This is a genomic window from uncultured Jannaschia sp. (assembly GCF_947494055.1).
In the GTDB taxonomy this organism is placed as follows: Bacteria; Pseudomonadota; Alphaproteobacteria; order Rhodobacterales; family Rhodobacteraceae; genus Jannaschia.
This window is the reverse complement of sequence record NZ_CANLTR010000027.1, coordinates 1-17,784: the sequence shown is the minus strand read 5'-3', so window position 1 is coordinate 17,784 and position 17,784 is coordinate 1. Positions and strand designations below refer to the sequence as shown.

The window sequence follows — 17,784 nt, the reverse complement described above, 5'->3', positions numbered from 1 at the left end:
GCTCCGTGGGCTACAGGGTGCGGGATCATCCGAGCGCCGGCTCGGTGGACATGTCGATGCCGGCCACGTCGCGGCGGCTCGCGGGCCGGGACGCCCAGCCGTCGAGCATGGTCCGCACCATCATGTCGGGCGTCTCGCCCGGCTCGACGGCGCCCGGCATCATCTGCATGTCAGGCACAATCCGGCGGAGGGCGTCGGCGAGCGACCCGGCCGTTTCGCCCCGCTCCACGCCGAGGCGCCCGTTGGCCGCCAGCGCCGCCATCGCCGCAGCCTGCTGCGCACGGGACGCGCCCGGCATCATCATGGGCATCATCTCCTGCATCATCTCCATCATGATGCGGGTCATCTCGCCCTCAGGCGAGCGCATCCAGCCCGGATAGCGGCGCGGATCCATGTCGGGGTAGGGAATGGCGAACCTGCGCGCGAGGCGCTCGTCGCCGGGCTGATAGCCCATGGCGTCGATCACCCGGTACATCTCCGCCCGCTTCTCGGCGGTGGACCAGCCCTCGTAGGCGAGAATCGAGTAGGCGATGCCGTGCAGCATGTGCAGGTTGTCGAAGATGTTGCCCGATTCCGGGCTCATCCGCGAATAGCGCGGCATGATCTCGCGCGAGAGCAGCATCCGCTGCGGGCGGCTCTCTATCACCTGACGGTACATGAGGTCGACGACGGCAGGGACCGTGGCGTCCTGCCTGCGATTGCCGCCGATCATCTGCGCCTCGTAGAGCGCCGGGTGCCACCAATGAGCGACGTAGAAGAGCGATTGGTCGCGCGGATAGAAAGTCCGGAAGTAGTTGAAGTAGGGCTTCATCATGATGCCCGCCCGCCGCATCGTGATGTCGAGGGGTGCCGGGCTGCGCGGCACCCCTCGCGTCTGCTCGGTCAGGTAGTAGCGCACCGCCCGGTCGGTCCAGGCCTTCTTCTCGGGCCAGGGGATGTCCGTGGAGGCCATCACGTCGTAGGTCTGCTCGTGATGCATGTGCGTCCAGTCGATGGTGCGAAACAGCGTGTGCATCGCGCGGTCCACGTAGGACGAGTAGTAGGGCATCACCGGCTCGGTGCGCGGCGGATCGCGCAGCCAGCGTACCGCCTCGGCCTCGAAGCTGCGGTCGACGGCCGCGTGGTCGGCGAGCGGCGTGAGCGCCAGCAGGTCGTGCTGCTTGGAGTGGAAGAAGTGCATCCCGGCGCCGATCCGGTAGGCTTGGTTGTGACGGTAGAAAAGCGCAAGGTTGTAGGGTCCGCGCAGGTGGCCCACGGCGTTTCGCTGCTCCCAGGCGTGAAGCGGCGAGGCCAGCGCCCCGCCGGCAAGGGCGCCGAGCCCCCCGAGGATCACCGACCGTCTGGACTGGTTGCTCATGGCATCTCTCCTTGCTGCTGACCGTGCGATCCGCACGGGATCGGCTGGATACGTTGCGTTGACGACCGGGCCGACCCGGCGGCGCCTACTCGGCGGGCGCGGGCGGGGCTTCGACGCCCATGCGCTCGAGCATGGCGCGCATGCTGACGATCTCGGCCTCCTGCGTCGCGATGACCGCCTGCGCCATGGCTTCGACCTCGGGGTCGTCGGTCTCCTCCAAGAGCGCCTGGCTCATATCCACGGCCGACTGGTGGTGCGGGATCATCATCAGGAGGAAGTCGGCGTCGGCGTCGCCGGTATAGGGCAAGGCGCTCATGCCGGACATCATCACGTCCATGGCCTCCATGTAGGCTTGGGTGGCAGTTCCGGCGGGCATGTCCATCCCGGAATGGTCCATGCCGGTCATGGCGTCGGTGTCGGCCTCCTGGGCCCGGGCCAGGCCGGCGCTGGCAGCGAGCGCGATGGCGGCAAGCAGGGTCGTGGTTGTCTTCACAATGTTCTCCTGGTTTGAGGGGCGGTCGATCCCGCGCGTGGCGAATATCTCGGGCAATCAAGAAAAAAGGGGCCCCGAAGGGCCCCTGCAACTCACATGGCCCAGAGGGCCATCCAGACCGCCATGCCGATCATCACAAGGTTCTCGGTGAGCGACACGAAGCCCAGCGGCACGTTGGACTGCCCGCCTACGCAGGCGCATTTCAGGTCGCGTCGCTCGAGGTAGACCGCCTTGAACACCGACACAGCGCCGATGCCGCCGATGACGAGGGCAATGGGAGCCCAGAGCCAGAGGAGCGCTCCGGAGATCATCAACAGGCCGACCAGCGCCTCGGCCCAAGGATAGACATAGGCGTAGCGGGGCACACGCTGCGCCAGGAGGTCGTAGCCCAAAAAGCCCTTGGAGAAGCCCTCCACGTCGCGCAGCTTCTGGAGCGCAAGGAGCGCCGTGGCGAAGCCCAGGAAGAGCTGGAGCGTGCGGGCCGTGAGGAGCGCCCCCGCCCCGCCCCGCATGCCCATCGGCGTGCCCCAGGCCACCGCGAACGCGAATGCCGCCGCCATCCCGAAGATGGCGATTACCGGCTTGTAGGTGAGCACCTTGGGATCGTGGACGGCCAGCCCCAGGTGGCGGCGCAGGTCGTCGTGGCCGCCGATCCGCTCTCCGTCGATCCAGATCTGGGGCGTGGTCTTGACGCCGTGCTCGGCCTTGAAGGCGTCCGTCTCCGCACGCGTCCGCAGCGGGTGGTCCTCCACCGCCAAGCCGTGGCGCTTGAGGAGGTCGAGAGCCTTGAGCCCCGAAGGGCAGACATGCTCGGGCATCATCATGCGGTGGATGACCGCCCGGCGAGCCTGGCCCACCATGCTGCCTGGAACGTCGGTGGTGATCGTCGCCATGGCGCGAACTCCTCGTGTCTAGCGGCGCGAGCGGTCGAACAGGTCGACCAGCTCGTCGAGCTTGACTTGGGTAGCCTGAGCGTCCCCGGCCTTGATGGCCTCGCGGACGCAGCAGGCGGCATGATCGCGCAGGATCTCGGCCTCGGCCTTGATCAGGGCCGCCTTCACCGCCTGGACCTGATGCAGGATATCCATGCAGTAGCGGTCCTCGGCCACCATGCGCGCGACCCCCTGCACCTGCCCAGCAATGCGGTTCAGGCGATGCACCTTAGCCTCGCGGCGGCCGACCTTGTCTGCGTGATCCATCGACAGCCCCTGATACCCCTTGTGGGTATATGGCAGCATGGTTCTTTCGGTCAAGATGCTCCCAGGGGTGGACACCTTCTCGGACTTCTCGTTGATCGATTACACCGGCCGTGCCGTGACCGAGGCTGACTTCGCTGGGCGCCGGCATGGATACTCCATTGCCCCGAACCGGCGCGGCAGGAAGTTCGAGGCGGTGCGACCCGATTAACCTCTGGCTAGCAGAGCTGGCCGTCATGCGCAGCGACGATGGCTGGCCTTGCGATCCTCGACCTGCTCCCGCCTCTACCTGGCCCCTACCGAGGCGAAGCGTGACCTGGTTGGGTGCATTGAGGGGCTCCACCGTTCACGCCGGCTACGTCCGACGCTGGATCCCCATCCAGCTGCTGCGATGGAATCCACGGCGGCCTGAACGCGATTCCCGAACCGCGACAAAATCATTCCCCCGCCTCGCACCGGTAGAAGCCGCGGTAACCAACGGAGAAACCTTCATCGAGCGCGAAGACCAGTTCAGCATTGGCGCGCCAGTCGGCCTCGGCACCGAGCGGCCGGACGGTGATTGTGGTGCCAGGCGCCGAGAATTCGATGCCCCCACCGGCGGCCTCGCCGGAGCCTTCGAGACTCACCAGGACGCCGTTGAGCTTCATGGCTCCCGCATCGCCCTCCTGATTGCCCCACAGCACAGGGTCCGTCTCCGGGCTTCGGTTGAACGTGCAGCGGCCTCCCGCCTCGAGCACGCGATCGGCCTCTGCCTCGGGCATGGGCGCGAGGTCGAGGGTTGAGATCAGCGTGTTGGCAAGCGCATCTTCGACGGTACCGGGCTCAGCCGGTGAGTCCTGATAGATGCTCTCGACCACGTTGCCGCCAGCGACGTCGGCGATGAGATAGCGCATCTCGGCAATCTCGCGCCGCTGCGCCTCGATGATCTCGTCCGCAAGCTTGCGAACGCGCGGGTCGCGGATCTGCGCGCGCTCCGACGTCATGATGGCAATCGAGTGGTGCGGGATCATCGCTCGCATGTAGCTCGGCCCTGAGACCGTCACCTGCGCCCGGACGAGCCACAGCGACAGCGCGAAGACGATTACCGAGCCCGCAAAGATCGCGATGTTCAGTCGCTTGTTGGAATACATCCCCAGCATGTAGGCGAGCATGATGACCGCCATCGTCGCGCCCATCATGATCGCCATGTACGTGCGCGTCTCCGAGAAGAAGACGTGCTCCCAAGCGTAGGTGTTGAGGTACATCAGGACGAACATCACCAACGTGGAGGTGAGGATCATCAGGCCGAAGCGGATGTAGGACATGTCTCGCGTTCCTGCTTGTCTTGATTACTCTACGGGGGTTTCAGGCTGCGGCTCCCCGTCCGGTTCGCCGGTAGCGGGTGATGGCGTCTGCTCCGCGCTCCCGTCAGCGGAACCGGTCAATGTTGCGTAGTCGTCGGCCGTGAGCCCCGGCAGCGCGCTGACAAAGCCGGTCAGCGCGACCATCTCCTCGGACGAGTGGTGCCCGCCGAAGGCCGGCATCCCCGACATCTTGATGCCATTCTCGACGATCCAGTAGATTTCCTCGGGCGTCCACTCGGTGGCGGCCTCGACCAGATGCGGCGGCTCGGGTCGCATGCCCCGCGACCATTCCGCCGGCTCGCCGCCCGGCGTTCCGTGGCAATGGGCACAGCTCTCCGCGTAGTGGCCCGCGCCTTCGGCAAGGACGTCTTCGGAAACAGTCGCGGGCAATTCTACTCCGCCGGCTCGACTGGCCACGGAGCGCCGCATCGTGGTGTCGAAGGTCCAACGGACCGGATCAGCATGCTGAGTCGAGGCAGCGACGTTGTAGGCGCCCGTGTAGGCGAGGGTCAGCCAGATCGCGATGGCGACGAGGATGGTCCCGATGATGCCGAGCGCGAGGCCGGCCCCAAACTTCTTGGTCATCTGTTTCTCCCGCTGATGCCGCTCACCGGCTGGCTGCTCCGGTTGCCAAATTCGCTTCGGTCCGTGTGTTCATACCCCTAGGGGGGTATCAAATCTTAACGGGCCTGAGCTTTGGGTGTTCCCGAAAACCTTTGGAAGGCGCCCTCTGTTCTCAGGCAGTCGACGAGAGAGCAGCGAAGCCATGAAAGATCGCAAGCAGCGCTTCAGCGCCTGGCCCGATGACCGCCTCAGCTACACCACTCGGTAAAACATGACCGACCGACGCGCGGGTCTTGTCCGTTTCGACGCGGCATTCCGACGAGAAACTGTTGAAGGGGACGAGGCAACGGTGCTCAACTCCAAGCCATGTTCTCTCGGTCTGCCCGGAAGCATTGCTGGGTGAAGACGAGGGTTTCGCGGCCACTTCGCTGCCCATGCTGGCCGCCTTGGTGGAAGAGGGACTTGGAATCACGCTCCTGCCCGACCTCGCCGTCGCGGCGGGGGCAGTAACGGGGCAGCGCTTGTCGTTGATGGCCTTGCGCGGTGCGCGGCCCCGGCAGGTGGTCCTGGCTTGGCGCAGGAGCTCCGGAGGCGCCGAAACCATCGCGCGGATCGGCACCTGCCTTGCCGAGGCCCGCGACGAACTCTTCACCCACGCTCGTTGGCCGAGCTAGGGCTCACCCGTCCACGAAGGCATCCGACCCGGTCTTGGGATAGAGCACCACCCGGGTGTCGAGGGGCACGCGTTCGTAGAGATGCATGATGTGCTCGTTGGTCAGACCGGCGCAGCCGTTCGACACGGATTGCCCGATGGTCCGGGGATCGTTCGTTCCGTGGATGCGCAGGAACGTGTCGCCCCGGCCTTCCTGGAAGAGGTAGAGCGCACGTGCCCCGAGCGGATTGCCGGGCCCGCCTTCCATTCCCTCCTCCGCGTAGGGTCCGTAGAGCTCTGGTTCGCGTCGGAGCATGCCGGGGGTCGGCATCCAGGAGGGCCATTCCTTTTTGGCTCCGACATAAAACGTCCCCGACACGTAGAGCTCGTCTCGTCCCACCCGGATCGGATAGACCCAGGCCTTACCGTCGGGAAGCGTCCAGTAGAGCCTGAACTGATCCGGAATGACGTGGATTTCGCCCGGTGGCAGCGGATTGCCCCGCTCGTCGCGCAGGTCGATGACATGGGGAACCATGATCGCCGTCGTGGCCTGGGTCTGGTCCTGCGCCAAGGCAGAGCCGGCCAGGCCGAACGTCGCCAGCCCCCCGAGGATCGCGTGTCTGCGTGTCACGACCATCAGATCATCCGAACCTGGAAGCCGACCGGGCACAGGCCGAAGAGCTCCTCGATCTGCGCGTTGTAGAGCCCGATGCACCCATCGGACGACGGCCGGCCGACCTTCCGCGTGTCATGCGTACCGTGGACCAGATAAGCGGGCCAGCCAAGATACATCGCATGCGTGCCGAGAGGATTGTCCGGACCCGGCGGCACGTATTCCCAGCCGAACCGTTCGCGCGGCGATGGCGTCTGGGTCCAATCCGGTCCGACCTTCTTGCGCGCGATCTTCGTGTAGCCTCGCTCGGTCAATTCCTCGGGCGTCGGGACGGAGGTCGAGAGGAGCCGGTAATCGCTTCCGTCGGCGTTCCAGTACTGCAGCGCACGCGACGTCGTGTCGGCGACGATGGTTCCGACGCCCAGATCGTCGAAGTGATCGCGCCAGTCCTGCATGTAAAAGCTCAACGCATTGCCACGCATCCCGGTCGACTGCGCGGCGGCAGGGAGCGCCAGACCGGCCAGGCATGCGATCAGAAGGATGCGTCGTATGAATTCACGGATCATGCCTGCTCTCCTTTTCGACAGCGTTGCGGGACCAAGCTTAAGCGAACCTTATGCTCGGTACTATGGGAGCTCCGTCCGTAAGGTGCAGACAATGCCTCGATGCGCTGATCAATGGAACGACGTAAAGGACATACATGGCGACCCGACGACAGCTTCTTTTGCTTTGCGGCGGCGCAATCCTCTGGGTCGGCGGAATCCGAACTCTGCCGGAATTTTTATCCCGCTGGAACGGCTTCGAGTTCATCCCGCTCGAGCGGGTTCCGGGCTTTCGAACGATATCGTCCGCCAGCGGCTCAACGTCTTCCGGAAGTGGCGGTTTCGATTTCATGACCGGCCTGAACCGTGGCGACCGCCTTCCACCGGGCCTGATGGCGCAGGTGAAGGCTTCACCGGCGGAGGCGCTGTTTGATGCTCCGATCAAAGGCGACGCTACGCAGGTGGCCTACGTTTTTGACTATTATTGTCCATACTGCCGTATCCTGTCCGGCCATCTCGACGATCTCGCAGCCGCATCCAGGATTGTCGTCACCCGGCATCACTGGCCGATTTTTGGCGATGCCTCGGTGCTGGCTGCGCGAGCCACGCTCGCCGCGGCTATGCAGGGGAAAGCGGATATTCCTTACCGGAGATTCCTGCGAACGTCGGTCCGCGTTACACCGCGCTACCTCAAGCAGGTGGCTGACGACCTGGACTTATCCTGGCCGGACCTGACGCGTGACATGCAATCGGCTCCCGTAACCGCTTCGCTGGATCGAACACGTGCTTTGGTCCGACTCTTCGCCTTCGTTGGTACACCCGCCCTGGTCGTCGGCCGGACCGTCGTTCAAGGTGAGATCTCGAAGGCTCGCCTGCGAGATTTGCTCGAATACGAACAGGCAGGGCCCACGTCGTAGCCCCAAGTTGAACGATAGATATCGGTCCGCCTCGATATTCCACCTTGATGTCGATCACAGTCTTTGGCGACGACTGCTACACGAGACGTCCATAGGCTACGAGCATTCGTCTCAAGATCGCGCCCTCAGTCGATCGCCTCGAACTCGACGCCGGCCCCGTCACCGAAATACGTGAGGTAGCGGTCCAGGATCACCTGAAACTCGACACGCGCCCGTGCCGCCTCGTCGTTCAAGCAGTTCAGGTAGGATTCCGTTCCGTCGATGTAGTCCTGGTACTGCTCGTCGATCAGCGCGCGCAGTTCGGGGTCGTCCTCGGGCGGCGCGTAGGCGAACGGCTCCTCCGGGGGCAGGCATCCGAACTGGGCCGCAGCCGGGATCGGTGCCATCGTCACCGCAAGCAGGATCGCGGCAGCGCGGCTCAATCCGTGAAGACCACGCGAACTGGCGCATTCCGGTTAGTGTCGAACTTCTGCCAGCCCTGCGAGTACGCCTGCGGCGTGTCCGGCTCCAAGGTCAGGTTCACCCAGAAATCGGCCCGCTGGGGCGGGGTCTTATTCGTGTAGCTCGTGATCGTGGTCGTGCCGACGTCGCTGTCCCAGCCGGTGCGGGCGTAGGCGGTATCGTAGCAGAACGTGTTGACACTCTGGTGATGGCCGTCATCGTCCCAGCTCGTGCGATGATAGAGATGCTTGCCCTCGGGGCAGTCCCAGCCTGCCGGCGTTGTCGGGCTCTTGAATGCATAGTCCATGTCGTAGGCGTCGTACTCCGCCCCGTTCGACATGGCGCAGAACCCGATCGGCGATTTGCCGTCCCGCAGGCGGTCCATCATGTGATCGAAGGCATCGGCGCAGCCGGATGGAAAGCCGCCGGGCATGCACAGGAGCAGCTTGCAGTCCATGTCGTAGTCCGCGGCCGAGGCGGTGGACGGGGCGAAACTGGCGAGGGCAGCGAACGCGGCTGCGCCGGCGAGCGCGATCGAAGCGTAGCGGGTGCGGGCAGGGGTAGTCATGTCATCTCCGGAAGGTGAGACGCGAAGGGAATAGACAGGATTCTAACACAGCCAAACGAACCGTGAATCCCAAAATCGGCTTAGGGCCGGACTCGCGAAGTTGGGTGTATGTCGAATGCCCGGTAGGACAGGCAAGCGCCTCGGCATGACAGGATCATGCACATGATAAATCCCCTGATCGACGGCCTCGCGATCGTTCTCGCCGTCGGCATCCTCCTCATCGCAGCCGTTCGGTTCGTCGGAGCGACGAGACTGTTCCGGCCGTCCTTCGAGGCGCGGCCGATCTTGAACAAGTCGGAACTACGCCTTTATCGTATGTTGTGCGCCGAACTTCCCGCGGGTTGGACGGTGATGAGCCAGATGTCCTACGGCGCGTTTCTCGGCAATCGCAGCTACAAGCGATACATGACCATCAATGCCAAGCGGGCCGATCTCGTCGTCCTCGATCCGTCCCTGACGATCGCGGCGGTGATCGAGTACCAGGGCGGCGGCCACTACGGCAGCTCGAAGGCCAGCCGAGACAAGGCGGTGAAGAGCGACCGGGTGAAGCGGCAGGCGTTGTCGGAGGCCGGGCTGCCGCTTCTGGAGATCCCGGCGAAGTTCGATCAGGCTCTTGTCCGTGACATCGCGCGGAACCTGGCTGGCCTGGACGAACCCGAGACTAGCCCCCGTCTAGACGCTCGCCCTCTGCCACGACTTGCAGCACATCGTCCGGCAGCGGCCGCTGTAGCACCTTCGCCTCGTCGAACGGCGCCGCGAGCCACGCCTCCCATTCGTCCGGTTCGGTGAGGATCACCGGCATGGCCTTTGGATGGATCGCGCCCACGGTCGCGTTCGCCTCCGTGGTTATGAAGCCGTAGAACTCGGCCGTCACCTCGCCCTCCTTCACCTTCCGCACGCTCGTCCACTCGGTCCAGATACCGGCGAAGAACATCAGCGGACAATCCTCGCCCCGTGCGAACCACACCGGCGTGCGGCTCTTGTCCTTCTCGACGCGGTATTCCGAGAAGCTGGTGAACGGCACCAGGCAGCGATGCTCGACCCCGAGCTAGCGCCGCCAGTGGGACGAACCGAGATTGCGGACGTTGGTGACGCCGGGATCGGTCTTGCGGTTCTTCAAGGCGAACTGCGGCGATGGCATGCCCCACCGCATCATTGCGAGCTCGCGGCCGTCGGCGCCCTGGCGCACCACCGGGGCAGGCTGGTCGGGGAAGATCGCGGGCAGGGGGGCGAGGTTGCCGGTGTTGTCCGTCATCACGTCGGCGATCTCGCGGATCGCGGCTTGGCCCCGGGTCAAGGAATACAGGTTGCAGATGGTTCAACTCTCCTCGGCGGTGACGTTCACCTTGCCACACCCGTCGCGGATGCGCTGCACCGTCATTCGGCTGATCCCGAACCGCGCCAGCGGGGAGATCGCCTCACCCTTCTTCAGCCCGGCCACGATCTCCGCGCGCCGTTCCGGGTCGAGAGCCGGCGGCCGGCCGAGCCGCTTGCCTTGCGCGCGGGCGCGGTCGACATCCGGCCTGCGTCCGCTCCCGGATCAGGTCCCGTTCGAACTGCGCGACCACGTTTAAAATATGCGTCACCATCCGTCCTGCGGCGCTGGTCAGGTCGGCGTCGCCCAGATCGAGGCTTTTTACCCGGATCTGTCCCATCATCTCTTTCCCCGCAATCGGTCTGGCATCCATCAGTGATTGCGACAAACCATAGCTCAGATACGGTTCTCGGAAGAAGATACCTATTGGTTTTTCGTGACGTCTTGTCGAAGAAGCGCTAGCCGAAGCTGTCCTTCGGGCGGGATCACGATAATCACATGATTGTCGGGACCATTCGGAATGCGTGCCATCGGACGGCAGTGAGCGCGCTTGGCCAAGGTCGGGGTTGTCTCCGCTGTCGATACGGATGCGACTGCCGCAAGATGAGCTTTGAGACCGGACCCTGCCATGCCTCCGAGCGTGATCCGCCGGATGGCGGCTGCAGCGCGCGTAGCGCCTCGATCATCCCCAAAGGGGTTCCACCAGCCATTCGTCCAGCTTCGACCACCGCCTCCGGCTCGAGACGTTCTTCACTGCAATCGCGACGGCCTTCGGCTGCCCGACGAGGACCACGAGTTTCTTGCCGCGCGTGACGCCGGTGTAGAGCAGGTTGCGCTGCAGCATGGCGTAATGCTGTGTCAGGATCGGAATGACGACCGCTGGATACTCGGATCCCTGGCTCTTGTGGATCGTAGTGGCATAGGCGGGCACCAGCGTGTCGAGCTCGCCGAACCCGTAGGTGACCGGGCGCCCGTCGAAGCTGACGACAAGCTCACCCTCGTCGGGATCGATACCGTCCACGTAGCCGATGTCGCCGGACGCGAAGGTCCAGCCGAAGCGTTCGACCTTGTTTCCGTCCGAGGGATTGAGCGCGGCCTGCAATTCACGGGGACGGCGCCCGAGGCGATGATGTCGGCCAGAACCTGGCCGGGACCGACGGACGGCAGCTGGTCTGTGTCGCCGACAATCAGCAAGGCGGCCCCGTCGGGAACGGCGTTGAGCAAGGATTGCATCAGCAGGACGTCGACCATTGAGCTTTCGTCGACCACCAGGAGATCGCAATCGAGCGGATGCTCGAGGGTCCGCTTGAAGGCGAAGGCCTGGGGGTCGAACTCCAGGAGCCGGTGAATGGTCCGGGCGTCCATGCCGGTCGCCTCGGACATGCGCCGGGCGGCACGGCCGGTGGGCGCGCAAAGCAAGAGCCTCACCGCCTTCGCCTCCAGAATGCGCAGGATCGAATTGACGATGGTCGTCTTGCCCACGCCCGGGCCGCCGGTAACGACGAGCAGCTTGGAGCGGAGCGCCAGACGGATGGCCTCGGCCTGGCTCTCTGCGAGCGTGAGGCCGGTCCGGCGCTCGATCCAGGGCAGGGCCTTGGCCGCGTCGATCTCGGGCCAGGGCAACGTCCCGGCGGAGATACGCCGCATCCGCTCTGCAATCGCTTTCTCCGCGCGATACAGGCCGCCGAGAAAGATGCTGGGGGCGCCTGCGATGCTGTCTGCGATCACGGCGCCGTCCGCCAGTTCCAGGTCCAGCGCCGTCCCGATCAGGTCTTCCGGCACGTCGAGCAGTTTCACCGCGAGGGCGGTCAGATCGGCCACGGGCAGACCGCAATGGCCGTCCCCCATGGCTTCGCTCAAGGCATGGGAAATACCGGCGCGAAGGCGGATCATCGCGGTCTTCCCGATCCCGAGCCTTTCGGCGATCAGGTCCGCCGTCCGGAACCCGATGCCGCGGATGTCGCGGGCGAGCCGGTAGGGGTTCTCGCTCATCACCTGCACCGCGTCGGTGCCGTAGGTCTTGAAGATGCGGACTGCCCGAGCCGTGCCGACGCCGTGCTGATGAAGGAACACCATGATCTCGCGGATAACCTTCTGGTCCGCCCAGGCGGAGGTGATCCTCTCCGCGCGCCTGGGACCGATCCCGTCGACTTCCTGCAGGCGCTCCGGCGTGGCCTCGATGATGTCGAAGACGTCCTTGCCGAAATGCTTCACCATGCGCCGTGCGTAGGTCGGGCCGATGCCTCGGACCATCCCCGAGCCAAGATACTTCTCGATGCCCTCGAGCGAGGACGGCGCCGACGTCTTCAGGAACCGCGCGCGAAACTGCAGACCATGCGTTCGGTCGTTGACCCATTCGCCGGAGGCGGTCACCCACTCACCGGCGGAGATCGTTGCGGCGTGGCCAATTGTCGTGACGAGGTCGCGATGCCCGCGGGCCTTCAGCCGCAGCACGCAGAAGCCCGTCTCCGCGCTGTGGAACGTGACGCGCTCGACCAGGCCGGCGAGCACTTCGCTGCCGGGTGGCGCCGCGCTGGTCGGGTCTCGGTGCCGCATCAGGGTCTCGGTCCGGTGGTGCGCCGTCGGACGGACCGGCGGCCGCAGGGCAGGAGTGCCGGCAATCCGTCAGGCGCCGTATCCGCGGCGGCCCTTGACCCGGGCTATGGTCATCAACGAGCTGGCTGCTTCGCCTTCATCCGCGTGATGCTCGACAAGAACGCGACCGCGATTGCCGATGCGACCCCACTCCCTGATCAGGCTTGCGCCGCCAAAGAGGTCGGGCTGCACCTGCATCAGATAGAAACGTCGCATGTTCCGCTCCGGATCAATCCGACGGAGCTTCAAGCGGGTTGGGAAGACCTCGTCCTGTTCATCGGCTGAAGACATCGCGCTTATTCCAACGATCCGCTTGTTACTGGCACGGTATGAGAGCTTTTCGTCAAGCCTCTCGTCGGATCAGCGCCTGGGCTCGATGAGGAATTCGTCAAGAGGGGTCCCCTTTGGCCTTGAAGATTCAATGAGGCTGGAGCCGAGACACTCACGCGATCTATCGTGCGGAGATCGCGATGACCTGGTTCGCCTTGTGACGGACGCAAGCACGACGCCGGCGGTGGTATCGAACACACAGAGAAGCATGCGCGGCGTCGTGGCGAGACCGGATGACCAAACTGCGGCACCGGAAGAACCCGCGCATGTCGATTGCCGTCAGATTGCGGAGCCGAACGATCCCGGCTTACCCGAACGCAAACCCGATCCGGCGGCCGCTCACTGCCTGGGTCCGAGACAGGGCTCGGTCAGCAGCTCGAGCTTATGACAATGCAGCACCATCTCCATCGCCGCGCCAATATGCGGCAGGTAGAGATAGACGGTCTTGCGGCCGCTCGGCATGCACACGGGACGACGCGTTGTGACCACCGAGCGCAAGTCAGGAACTGGATGGTGGCATGGTTGTAGACGTCGTGCCGCATGCCCCGCACGGTGATCGTCAACCGGACGACGTATTCGTGGTTCGTAGTCTCAGACCTGATCGGCTTGCGGGACCCCATGGCGAAAGAACGTATCGCAAACATCCGAGAGCGGGAAAAACGATGCCGCCTGGAAACGTCAAGTTTTGAGCGCCGCCATGACCTTCCGACTCAGGACGGCATGCTTTTGCTGTAAGTGTTGAGACTGCCTTGTCCGATCCTCCGGGGGCAAAGTCCATGCCCTCCCGGAACTGAAGGCGGTACGTGGCAGAAGGGGCCGGGCGGCGCCGATGTCACGACGGGTCACGCTGCAGGGGCCTGTCGGCGATCGCCAGCATTGCCGAAAGTCCGTCGCGCAGATGGCGCGGCAGGGCCTTTTCCTCCGTTAGAACAAAGAGCAGCAGGGACCGGCCTGTCACGGCATAGTCGTGCCCGAACGGGAAGGCGAGAGGCTCGAGGCGATCCGGATCGTTGGTGTCGATCAGCCCCATCCACCGGGACCCTCCAGGTGCTTCCGGCAGCGTGAACTCAACCACGTCGTGATGCGCGTTGAATACCACCAGAAGCGTGGCGTCGTCCCCGCGGCGCCGGATCCCGGTCGGCTGGGCGCGGCCGTCGAGCAACATGCCGAAGCAGTGCGCAGTCGGGTCCGTCCACTGCGCGTCGGTCATCTCGTTGCTGTTGGGATCGAGCCAGGTCACGTCCTTAACGTCGAGTCCGGCATTGTAGGCGCCCGACAGGAAGCGGCTCCGGTGGAGCAGGGGATAGGCCTGCCGCAGCGCGATCAGCCGGCGGACGAACTCCCGGAGGCTCGACCCTTCGGGGCCGACCTCGTCGCGGTCGAGCCAGGTGATCTCGTTGTCCTGCGCGTAGGCGTTATTCATGCCATTCTGGGTGTGGCCGAACTCGTCGCCGGCGAGGATCATCGGCGTCCCGTGGGACAGAAGCAGCGTGGCGAGGAGGTTCCGCTTCTGGCGCTCCCGGAGCTCGGCGATTTCGGGATCGTCGGTCGGCCCCTCGACGCCGTGGTTCCAGGAATGGTTGTTGGAGTGACCGTCGCGGTTCTCCTCGCCATTGGCCTCGTTGTGCTTCTCGTCGTAGCTCACGAGGTCGTTGAGGTTGAAGCCGTCATGCGCGGTGATGAAGTTGACGCTCGCCCAAGGCTTGCGGCCGCGCTTGTCGAAAAGGTCGGCGGACCCCGCCACGCGGGCCGCGAACTCGCCCATCGTCCCCTCCTCGCCCTTCCAGAAGGCGCGCACCGTGTCGCGGTACTTGTCGTTCCATTCCGCCCAGCCCGGCGGGAAGTGCCCGACCTGATAGCCGCCCGGCCCGATGTCCCAGGGCTCCGCGATCAGCTTGACCCGCGACAGGACGGGGTCCTGCCGGCAGGCATGGAGGAAGCCGCCGTTCTCGTCGAAGCCGTGCGGCTCGCGCCCGAGGATGGTGGCGAGGTCGAAGCGGAACCCGTCCACGCGCATCTCGGTCGCCCAGTAGCGCAGGGAATCGCCCACCATCTGCAGCACACGGCTGTTCGACAGGTTCACCGTGTTCCCGGTGCCGGTGTCATTGATGTAGTAGCGCGGCTCGTCGGGCATGAGACGGTAATAGGAGGCGTTGTCGATGCCCTTGAAGCTGAGCGTCGGACCCAGCTCGTTGCCCTCGGCGGTGTGATTGTAGACCACGTCGAGGATCACCTCGATGTCGGCATGGTGGAACTGGTTCACCATCTCTTTGAATTCGTTGACGGTGTTGCCGTGCAGGTAGCGGGCCTCGGGCGCGAAGAAGGCGATGGAATTGTAGCCCCAGTAGTTCCTGAGCCCCTTTTCTTCGAGATAGCTGTCATCGAGGAAAGCGTGGACCGGCAGCAACTCGGCCGAGGTGACGCCGAGGTCGCGCAGGTAGCGGGCGACATGCGCGTGGCCGAGCCCTGCGAAGGTGCCGCGTTGCGCTTCGGGCACACGGTCGTCGAGGGCCGTAAATCCTTTCACGTGCATCTCGTAGGTGATTGTCCGGTCCCAGGGCACCATGGGCCGGCGTTCCGTCCCCCAGGTGAAGGCCGGATCTATGACACGGCATTTCGGCACCATATGCGCGCTGTCGCGCTCGTCGAAGGACAGATCCTTGTCGGGATGGTCGAGGGTGTAGCCGAAGAGTTCCGGCCCCCAGACAAGTCCGCCGACGAGCTGCTTGGCATAAGGGTCGATGAGGAGCTTGTTGGGGTTGAAGCGATGCCCCGCCTCGGGCTCGTAGGGGCCGTGGACCCGGTATCCGTACACCGTCCCGGGGCGTGCTTCGGGCAAGTACCCGTGCCAGACCTCGTCGGTATATTCGGGCAGCTCCACGCGGGACAGCTCGGTCTGTCCGGTCTCGTCGAACAGGCACAGCTCGACCTTGGTGGCGTGGGCGGAAAACAAGGCGAAGTTGACACCCAAGCCGTCCCACGTCGCGCCAAGCGGAAATGGCCGTCCTTCCTGGATTGGAAAGGAGGCCGTTCGCGGCACGACCGAGGGCGCCGATGGAAGGGAGTCGTGCTTCATGAACAAACCTGAGTGGAAGCAGGCATCAGGGAACGCCACCGCAATCAAGAGGTTCCGTCGGCCTCGTAGGTGTGACAGTTCCCCAAGGGCATCTGGTGTGCCAGGGTGAGCCATCAACGGGCACAAGGGGCGCTCGCGGTGCCCGAAGGCCGCATCGTCGTGCACTGGAGTTGCGCCGCGGTGCAGGCCTTCCGCCTGGCATGGCGCGAGGAAGGCGGGCCCGCCCCCGAGCCGAACGTTGGAACGGGGTTCGGATCCACGATTCTCGACCGCATCGTCGGCGAATACTTTGGCGGTCGATCCGAGTTGCGGCTGGAACCGAATGGCGCGGTATTCACGATCGAGGGGCAACTCGGTGCCGGATCGGGTGCGCCGAAAACCTGATGGTCGCCCAGTTACCCCGGTCAAGAAGCTGCGCATTTAGGAGGATCGCTGCAGGCGCCACGATCGACAAGCTTGGAAAGCGAACTGCGTGGGTCCCGCACGCGATCGTCTAGAGTCCGTCGCCCCGGCGCTTCGCCCGTTTCGGGCCGCCCGCGGCGCGGTCGGCCATGACGGCGCCGCGCGCGCCCATCGGCCTCTCCGGGCCGCTCGTCGTGTCGGCCGTGGTCTCGTGCTCGAGCTCGGAGTTCAGCTCCGCGCCGGTCACGACGACGATCGTGCTGATCCAGATCCAGGTCATGAAGCCGATCGCTGCGCCGAGCGAGCCGTAGGTCGCGTCGTAGGAGCCGAAGTTCGAGGCGTACCAAGAGAACAGACCCGAGAAGACCAGCCAGAGCACCGCCGCGATCCCGCTGCCCCAGCTGACCCATCGCCACTCGGGCGGTTCGCGCGACGGGCCGTAACGGTAGAGAAGCGCGATCAGCCCGGCGACGACGACGAGGACGATAGGCCAGCGCAACCAGTTCACTACTGTCTCCAACTGCGCGCCCAGAGCCATGTTCTGCAACACTACGGGCACCGCGAGCACCGCGCCAAGGGCGAGGATAACGAAGACGAGCCCGCCCAGCGTGAAGGCGAGCGAGGTCAGCGTCAGCTTCACGAAGCCGCGCGTCTCCTTCTCCTCGTAGGCGATGTTGAGCGCCTCGAAGATCGACTTTACCCCGGCATTGGCCGACCAGAGAGACGTGCCGAGCCCGAGGATGAACGCCAGCCCCAAGCCGGCGGAACCCTGAGAGACGAGGGATTCGAGCTGGCTGCTGATGATCTCCATTGCGCCGCCGGGCAGGACGCCCTCGAGCGCAGTGATGTGCTCCTCGATCGTCGCGGGGTCGGCGAAGAGCCCGTAGATCGAGACCAGTGCGGCGAGCGCCGGAAACAGGGCGAGCAGCGCATAGAAGGTCACGCCGGCGGCCACCAGCATGACGTGGTCGTTGGTGACCTCCGCATAGGTCCGCTTGAGCACGTCCATCCAGCCGCGCCGCGGCAGGTCCGACGGGGTTTCGGCATATTGCGGCCCCCGCGCATCACCGCGCGCAGCGTCGCGTTCACCGTCGCGCCGCCGCCGGCGCAGCGCATGGAGGCCGCCCGCGACCGCGAGAATGCCAAGGGCCTTCAGGCCACGGGGTCTGGATGTTGTGCGCATGATCCCTCAGCCAATATCGCATCGAGCGATCATCAGGTTGTCAGTTCGAGCGCCACGACCGGCCCCGTCCTCGTCGTTCGTTCCGATCCATCACGAGAACCTGCAGGCAGAGCAAACCCTGCCCGAACTTCTGAAGCACCGTCGCTGCCTAGGTCTTCTTGTCTTCGTCTCGAGTGCTGTGCGCGGTCGCGATCGGG

General features: G+C 64.9%; 23 protein-coding genes and 2 pseudogenes. 4 read left to right on the top strand and 21 right to left on the bottom strand.

The window, feature by feature from the left end:
- Window positions 1-25: 25 nt before the first annotated feature.
- From Q1A87_RS16685 to Q1A87_RS16655, 7 genes are all read right to left on the bottom strand, one after another.
- Window positions 26-1,357 (bottom strand): hypothetical protein, encoded by a 1,332-nt coding sequence (locus tag Q1A87_RS16685; RefSeq protein ID WP_299653684.1) that lies wholly within the window; start codon window positions 1,355-1,357, stop codon window positions 26-28.
- Between the two features lie 85 nt (window positions 1,358-1,442).
- Window positions 1,443-1,850 (bottom strand): DUF305 domain-containing protein, encoded by a 408-nt coding sequence (locus tag Q1A87_RS16680; protein ID WP_299653681.1) that lies wholly within the window; start codon window positions 1,848-1,850, stop codon window positions 1,443-1,445.
- Window positions 1,851-1,942: 92 nt separating this feature from the next.
- Window positions 1,943-2,743, bottom strand: coding sequence for a MauE/DoxX family redox-associated membrane protein (locus Q1A87_RS16675; RefSeq protein ID WP_299653678.1), 801 nt, complete (start codon window positions 2,741-2,743; stop codon window positions 1,943-1,945).
- Between the two features lie 18 nt (window positions 2,744-2,761).
- The gene (locus Q1A87_RS16670; protein WP_299653675.1) at window positions 2,762-3,088 is read right to left on the bottom strand and encodes a metal-sensitive transcriptional regulator; all 327 of its coding nucleotides are present in this window, start codon (window positions 3,086-3,088) and stop codon (window positions 2,762-2,764) included.
- 395 nt (window positions 3,089-3,483) lie between these two features.
- A complete protein-coding gene (locus tag Q1A87_RS16665; RefSeq protein ID WP_299653672.1) occupies window positions 3,484-4,350 on the bottom strand; it encodes a DUF305 domain-containing protein in 867 nt (288 codons plus the stop codon).
- A 24-nt stretch (window positions 4,351-4,374) separates the two neighbouring features.
- Entirely contained in the window at window positions 4,375-4,974 is a 600-nt protein-coding gene (locus Q1A87_RS16660; protein ID WP_299653669.1) for a cytochrome c, read from the bottom strand.
- A gap of 151 nt (window positions 4,975-5,125) precedes the next feature.
- The gene (locus Q1A87_RS16655; RefSeq protein ID WP_299653813.1) at window positions 5,126-5,389 is read right to left on the bottom strand and encodes a hypothetical protein; all 264 of its coding nucleotides are present in this window, start codon (window positions 5,387-5,389) and stop codon (window positions 5,126-5,128) included.
- Here Q1A87_RS16655 and Q1A87_RS16650 point away from each other — a divergent pair.
- A complete protein-coding gene (locus tag Q1A87_RS16650; RefSeq protein ID WP_363323011.1) occupies window positions 5,283-5,627 on the top strand; it encodes a LysR substrate-binding domain-containing protein in 345 nt (114 codons plus the stop codon). The two genes, Q1A87_RS16655 and Q1A87_RS16650, sit on opposite strands and share 107 nt — an antisense overlap.
- 3 nt (window positions 5,628-5,630) lie before the next feature.
- On the opposite strand, the gene Q1A87_RS16645 is transcribed toward Q1A87_RS16650, so the two are convergent.
- A complete protein-coding gene (locus tag Q1A87_RS16645) occupies window positions 5,631-6,140 on the bottom strand; it encodes a L,D-transpeptidase (protein WP_299653798.1) in 510 nt (169 codons plus the stop codon).
- Between the two features lie 101 nt (window positions 6,141-6,241).
- Window positions 6,242-6,784 (bottom strand): L,D-transpeptidase, encoded by a 543-nt coding sequence (locus Q1A87_RS16640; RefSeq protein WP_299653663.1) that lies wholly within the window; start codon window positions 6,782-6,784, stop codon window positions 6,242-6,244.
- Window positions 6,785-6,918: 134 nt separating this feature from the next.
- Between Q1A87_RS16640 and Q1A87_RS16635 the strand changes: the two genes are divergently transcribed.
- Window positions 6,919-7,677: a DsbA family protein gene (locus tag Q1A87_RS16635; protein ID WP_299653660.1), complete on the top strand. Its 759-nt coding sequence runs from the start codon at window positions 6,919-6,921 to the stop codon at window positions 7,675-7,677.
- A gap of 125 nt (window positions 7,678-7,802) precedes the next feature.
- Here the strand turns inward: Q1A87_RS16635 and Q1A87_RS16630 are convergent, their stop codons facing one another.
- Both Q1A87_RS16630 and Q1A87_RS16625 read right to left on the bottom strand, forming a co-directional pair.
- A complete protein-coding gene (locus tag Q1A87_RS16630) occupies window positions 7,803-8,099 on the bottom strand; it encodes a hypothetical protein (protein ID WP_299653658.1) in 297 nt (98 codons plus the stop codon).
- Complete coding sequence (locus Q1A87_RS16625; RefSeq protein WP_299653655.1) at window positions 8,096-8,686, bottom strand: hypothetical protein; 591 nt, start codon at window positions 8,684-8,686, stop codon at window positions 8,096-8,098. Before Q1A87_RS16625 ends, Q1A87_RS16630 begins: the two co-directional genes overlap by 4 nt.
- A 156-nt stretch (window positions 8,687-8,842) precedes the next feature.
- Between Q1A87_RS16625 and Q1A87_RS24235 the strand changes: the two are divergent.
- Window positions 8,843-9,232: pseudogene (locus tag Q1A87_RS24235) on the top strand (DUF2726 domain-containing protein); the annotation flags it as partial.
- Between the two features lie 115 nt (window positions 9,233-9,347).
- Here the strand turns inward: Q1A87_RS24235 and Q1A87_RS16615 are convergent.
- From Q1A87_RS16615 to glgX, 9 genes and pseudogenes are all read right to left on the bottom strand, one after another.
- Window positions 9,348-9,713, bottom strand: a complete 366-nt coding sequence (locus Q1A87_RS16615; protein ID WP_299653795.1) for an SOS response-associated peptidase family protein — start codon at window positions 9,711-9,713, stop codon at window positions 9,348-9,350.
- Window positions 9,714-9,734: 21 nt separating this feature from the next.
- Window positions 9,735-9,941 (bottom strand): hypothetical protein, encoded by a 207-nt coding sequence (locus Q1A87_RS16610; RefSeq protein WP_299653649.1) that lies wholly within the window; start codon window positions 9,939-9,941, stop codon window positions 9,735-9,737.
- A gap of 63 nt (window positions 9,942-10,004) precedes the next feature.
- Window positions 10,005-10,157: pseudogene (locus Q1A87_RS16605) on the bottom strand (hypothetical protein); the annotation flags it as partial.
- Window positions 10,105-10,341, bottom strand: coding sequence for a recombinase family protein (locus tag Q1A87_RS24230; protein ID WP_363323013.1), 237 nt, complete (start codon window positions 10,339-10,341; stop codon window positions 10,105-10,107). The pseudogene Q1A87_RS16605 and the gene Q1A87_RS24230, both read right to left, overlap by 53 nt.
- Before the next feature lie 342 nt (window positions 10,342-10,683).
- Window positions 10,684-10,932, bottom strand: coding sequence for an ATP-binding domain-containing protein (locus Q1A87_RS16600; protein ID WP_299653646.1), 249 nt, complete (start codon window positions 10,930-10,932; stop codon window positions 10,684-10,686).
- Window positions 10,860-12,557 carry an AAA family ATPase gene (locus tag Q1A87_RS16595; RefSeq protein ID WP_299653643.1) on the bottom strand — a complete coding sequence of 566 codons (1,698 nt, stop codon included), beginning with the start codon at window positions 12,555-12,557 and terminating at the stop codon, window positions 10,860-10,862. The genes Q1A87_RS16600 and Q1A87_RS16595 overlap by 73 nt, the downstream gene beginning before the upstream one ends.
- Before the next feature lie 69 nt (window positions 12,558-12,626).
- Window positions 12,627-12,887, bottom strand: coding sequence for a WGR domain-containing protein (locus Q1A87_RS16590; RefSeq protein ID WP_299653640.1), 261 nt, complete (start codon window positions 12,885-12,887; stop codon window positions 12,627-12,629).
- 378 nt (window positions 12,888-13,265) lie between these two features.
- Entirely contained in the window at window positions 13,266-13,394 is a 129-nt protein-coding gene (locus tag Q1A87_RS16585; RefSeq protein WP_299653637.1) for a hypothetical protein, read from the bottom strand.
- 364 nt (window positions 13,395-13,758) lie between these two features.
- The gene (gene glgX, locus Q1A87_RS16580) at window positions 13,759-16,002 is read right to left on the bottom strand and encodes a glycogen debranching protein GlgX (RefSeq protein WP_299653634.1); all 2,244 of its coding nucleotides are present in this window, start codon (window positions 16,000-16,002) and stop codon (window positions 13,759-13,761) included.
- A 138-nt stretch (window positions 16,003-16,140) separates the two neighbouring features.
- Here glgX and Q1A87_RS16575 point away from each other — a divergent pair, with 138 nt between their 5' ends.
- Window positions 16,141-16,386 carry a hypothetical protein gene (locus tag Q1A87_RS16575; RefSeq protein ID WP_299653631.1) on the top strand — a complete coding sequence of 82 codons (246 nt, stop codon included), beginning with the start codon at window positions 16,141-16,143 and terminating at the stop codon, window positions 16,384-16,386.
- Between the two features lie 109 nt (window positions 16,387-16,495).
- Here the strand turns inward: Q1A87_RS16575 and Q1A87_RS16570 are convergent, their stop codons facing one another.
- On the bottom strand, window positions 16,496-17,587 hold the full coding sequence (locus tag Q1A87_RS16570; protein WP_299653629.1) for a YihY/virulence factor BrkB family protein: 1,092 nt from the start codon (window positions 17,585-17,587) through the stop codon (window positions 16,496-16,498).
- Window positions 17,588-17,784: the final 197 nt, after the last annotated feature.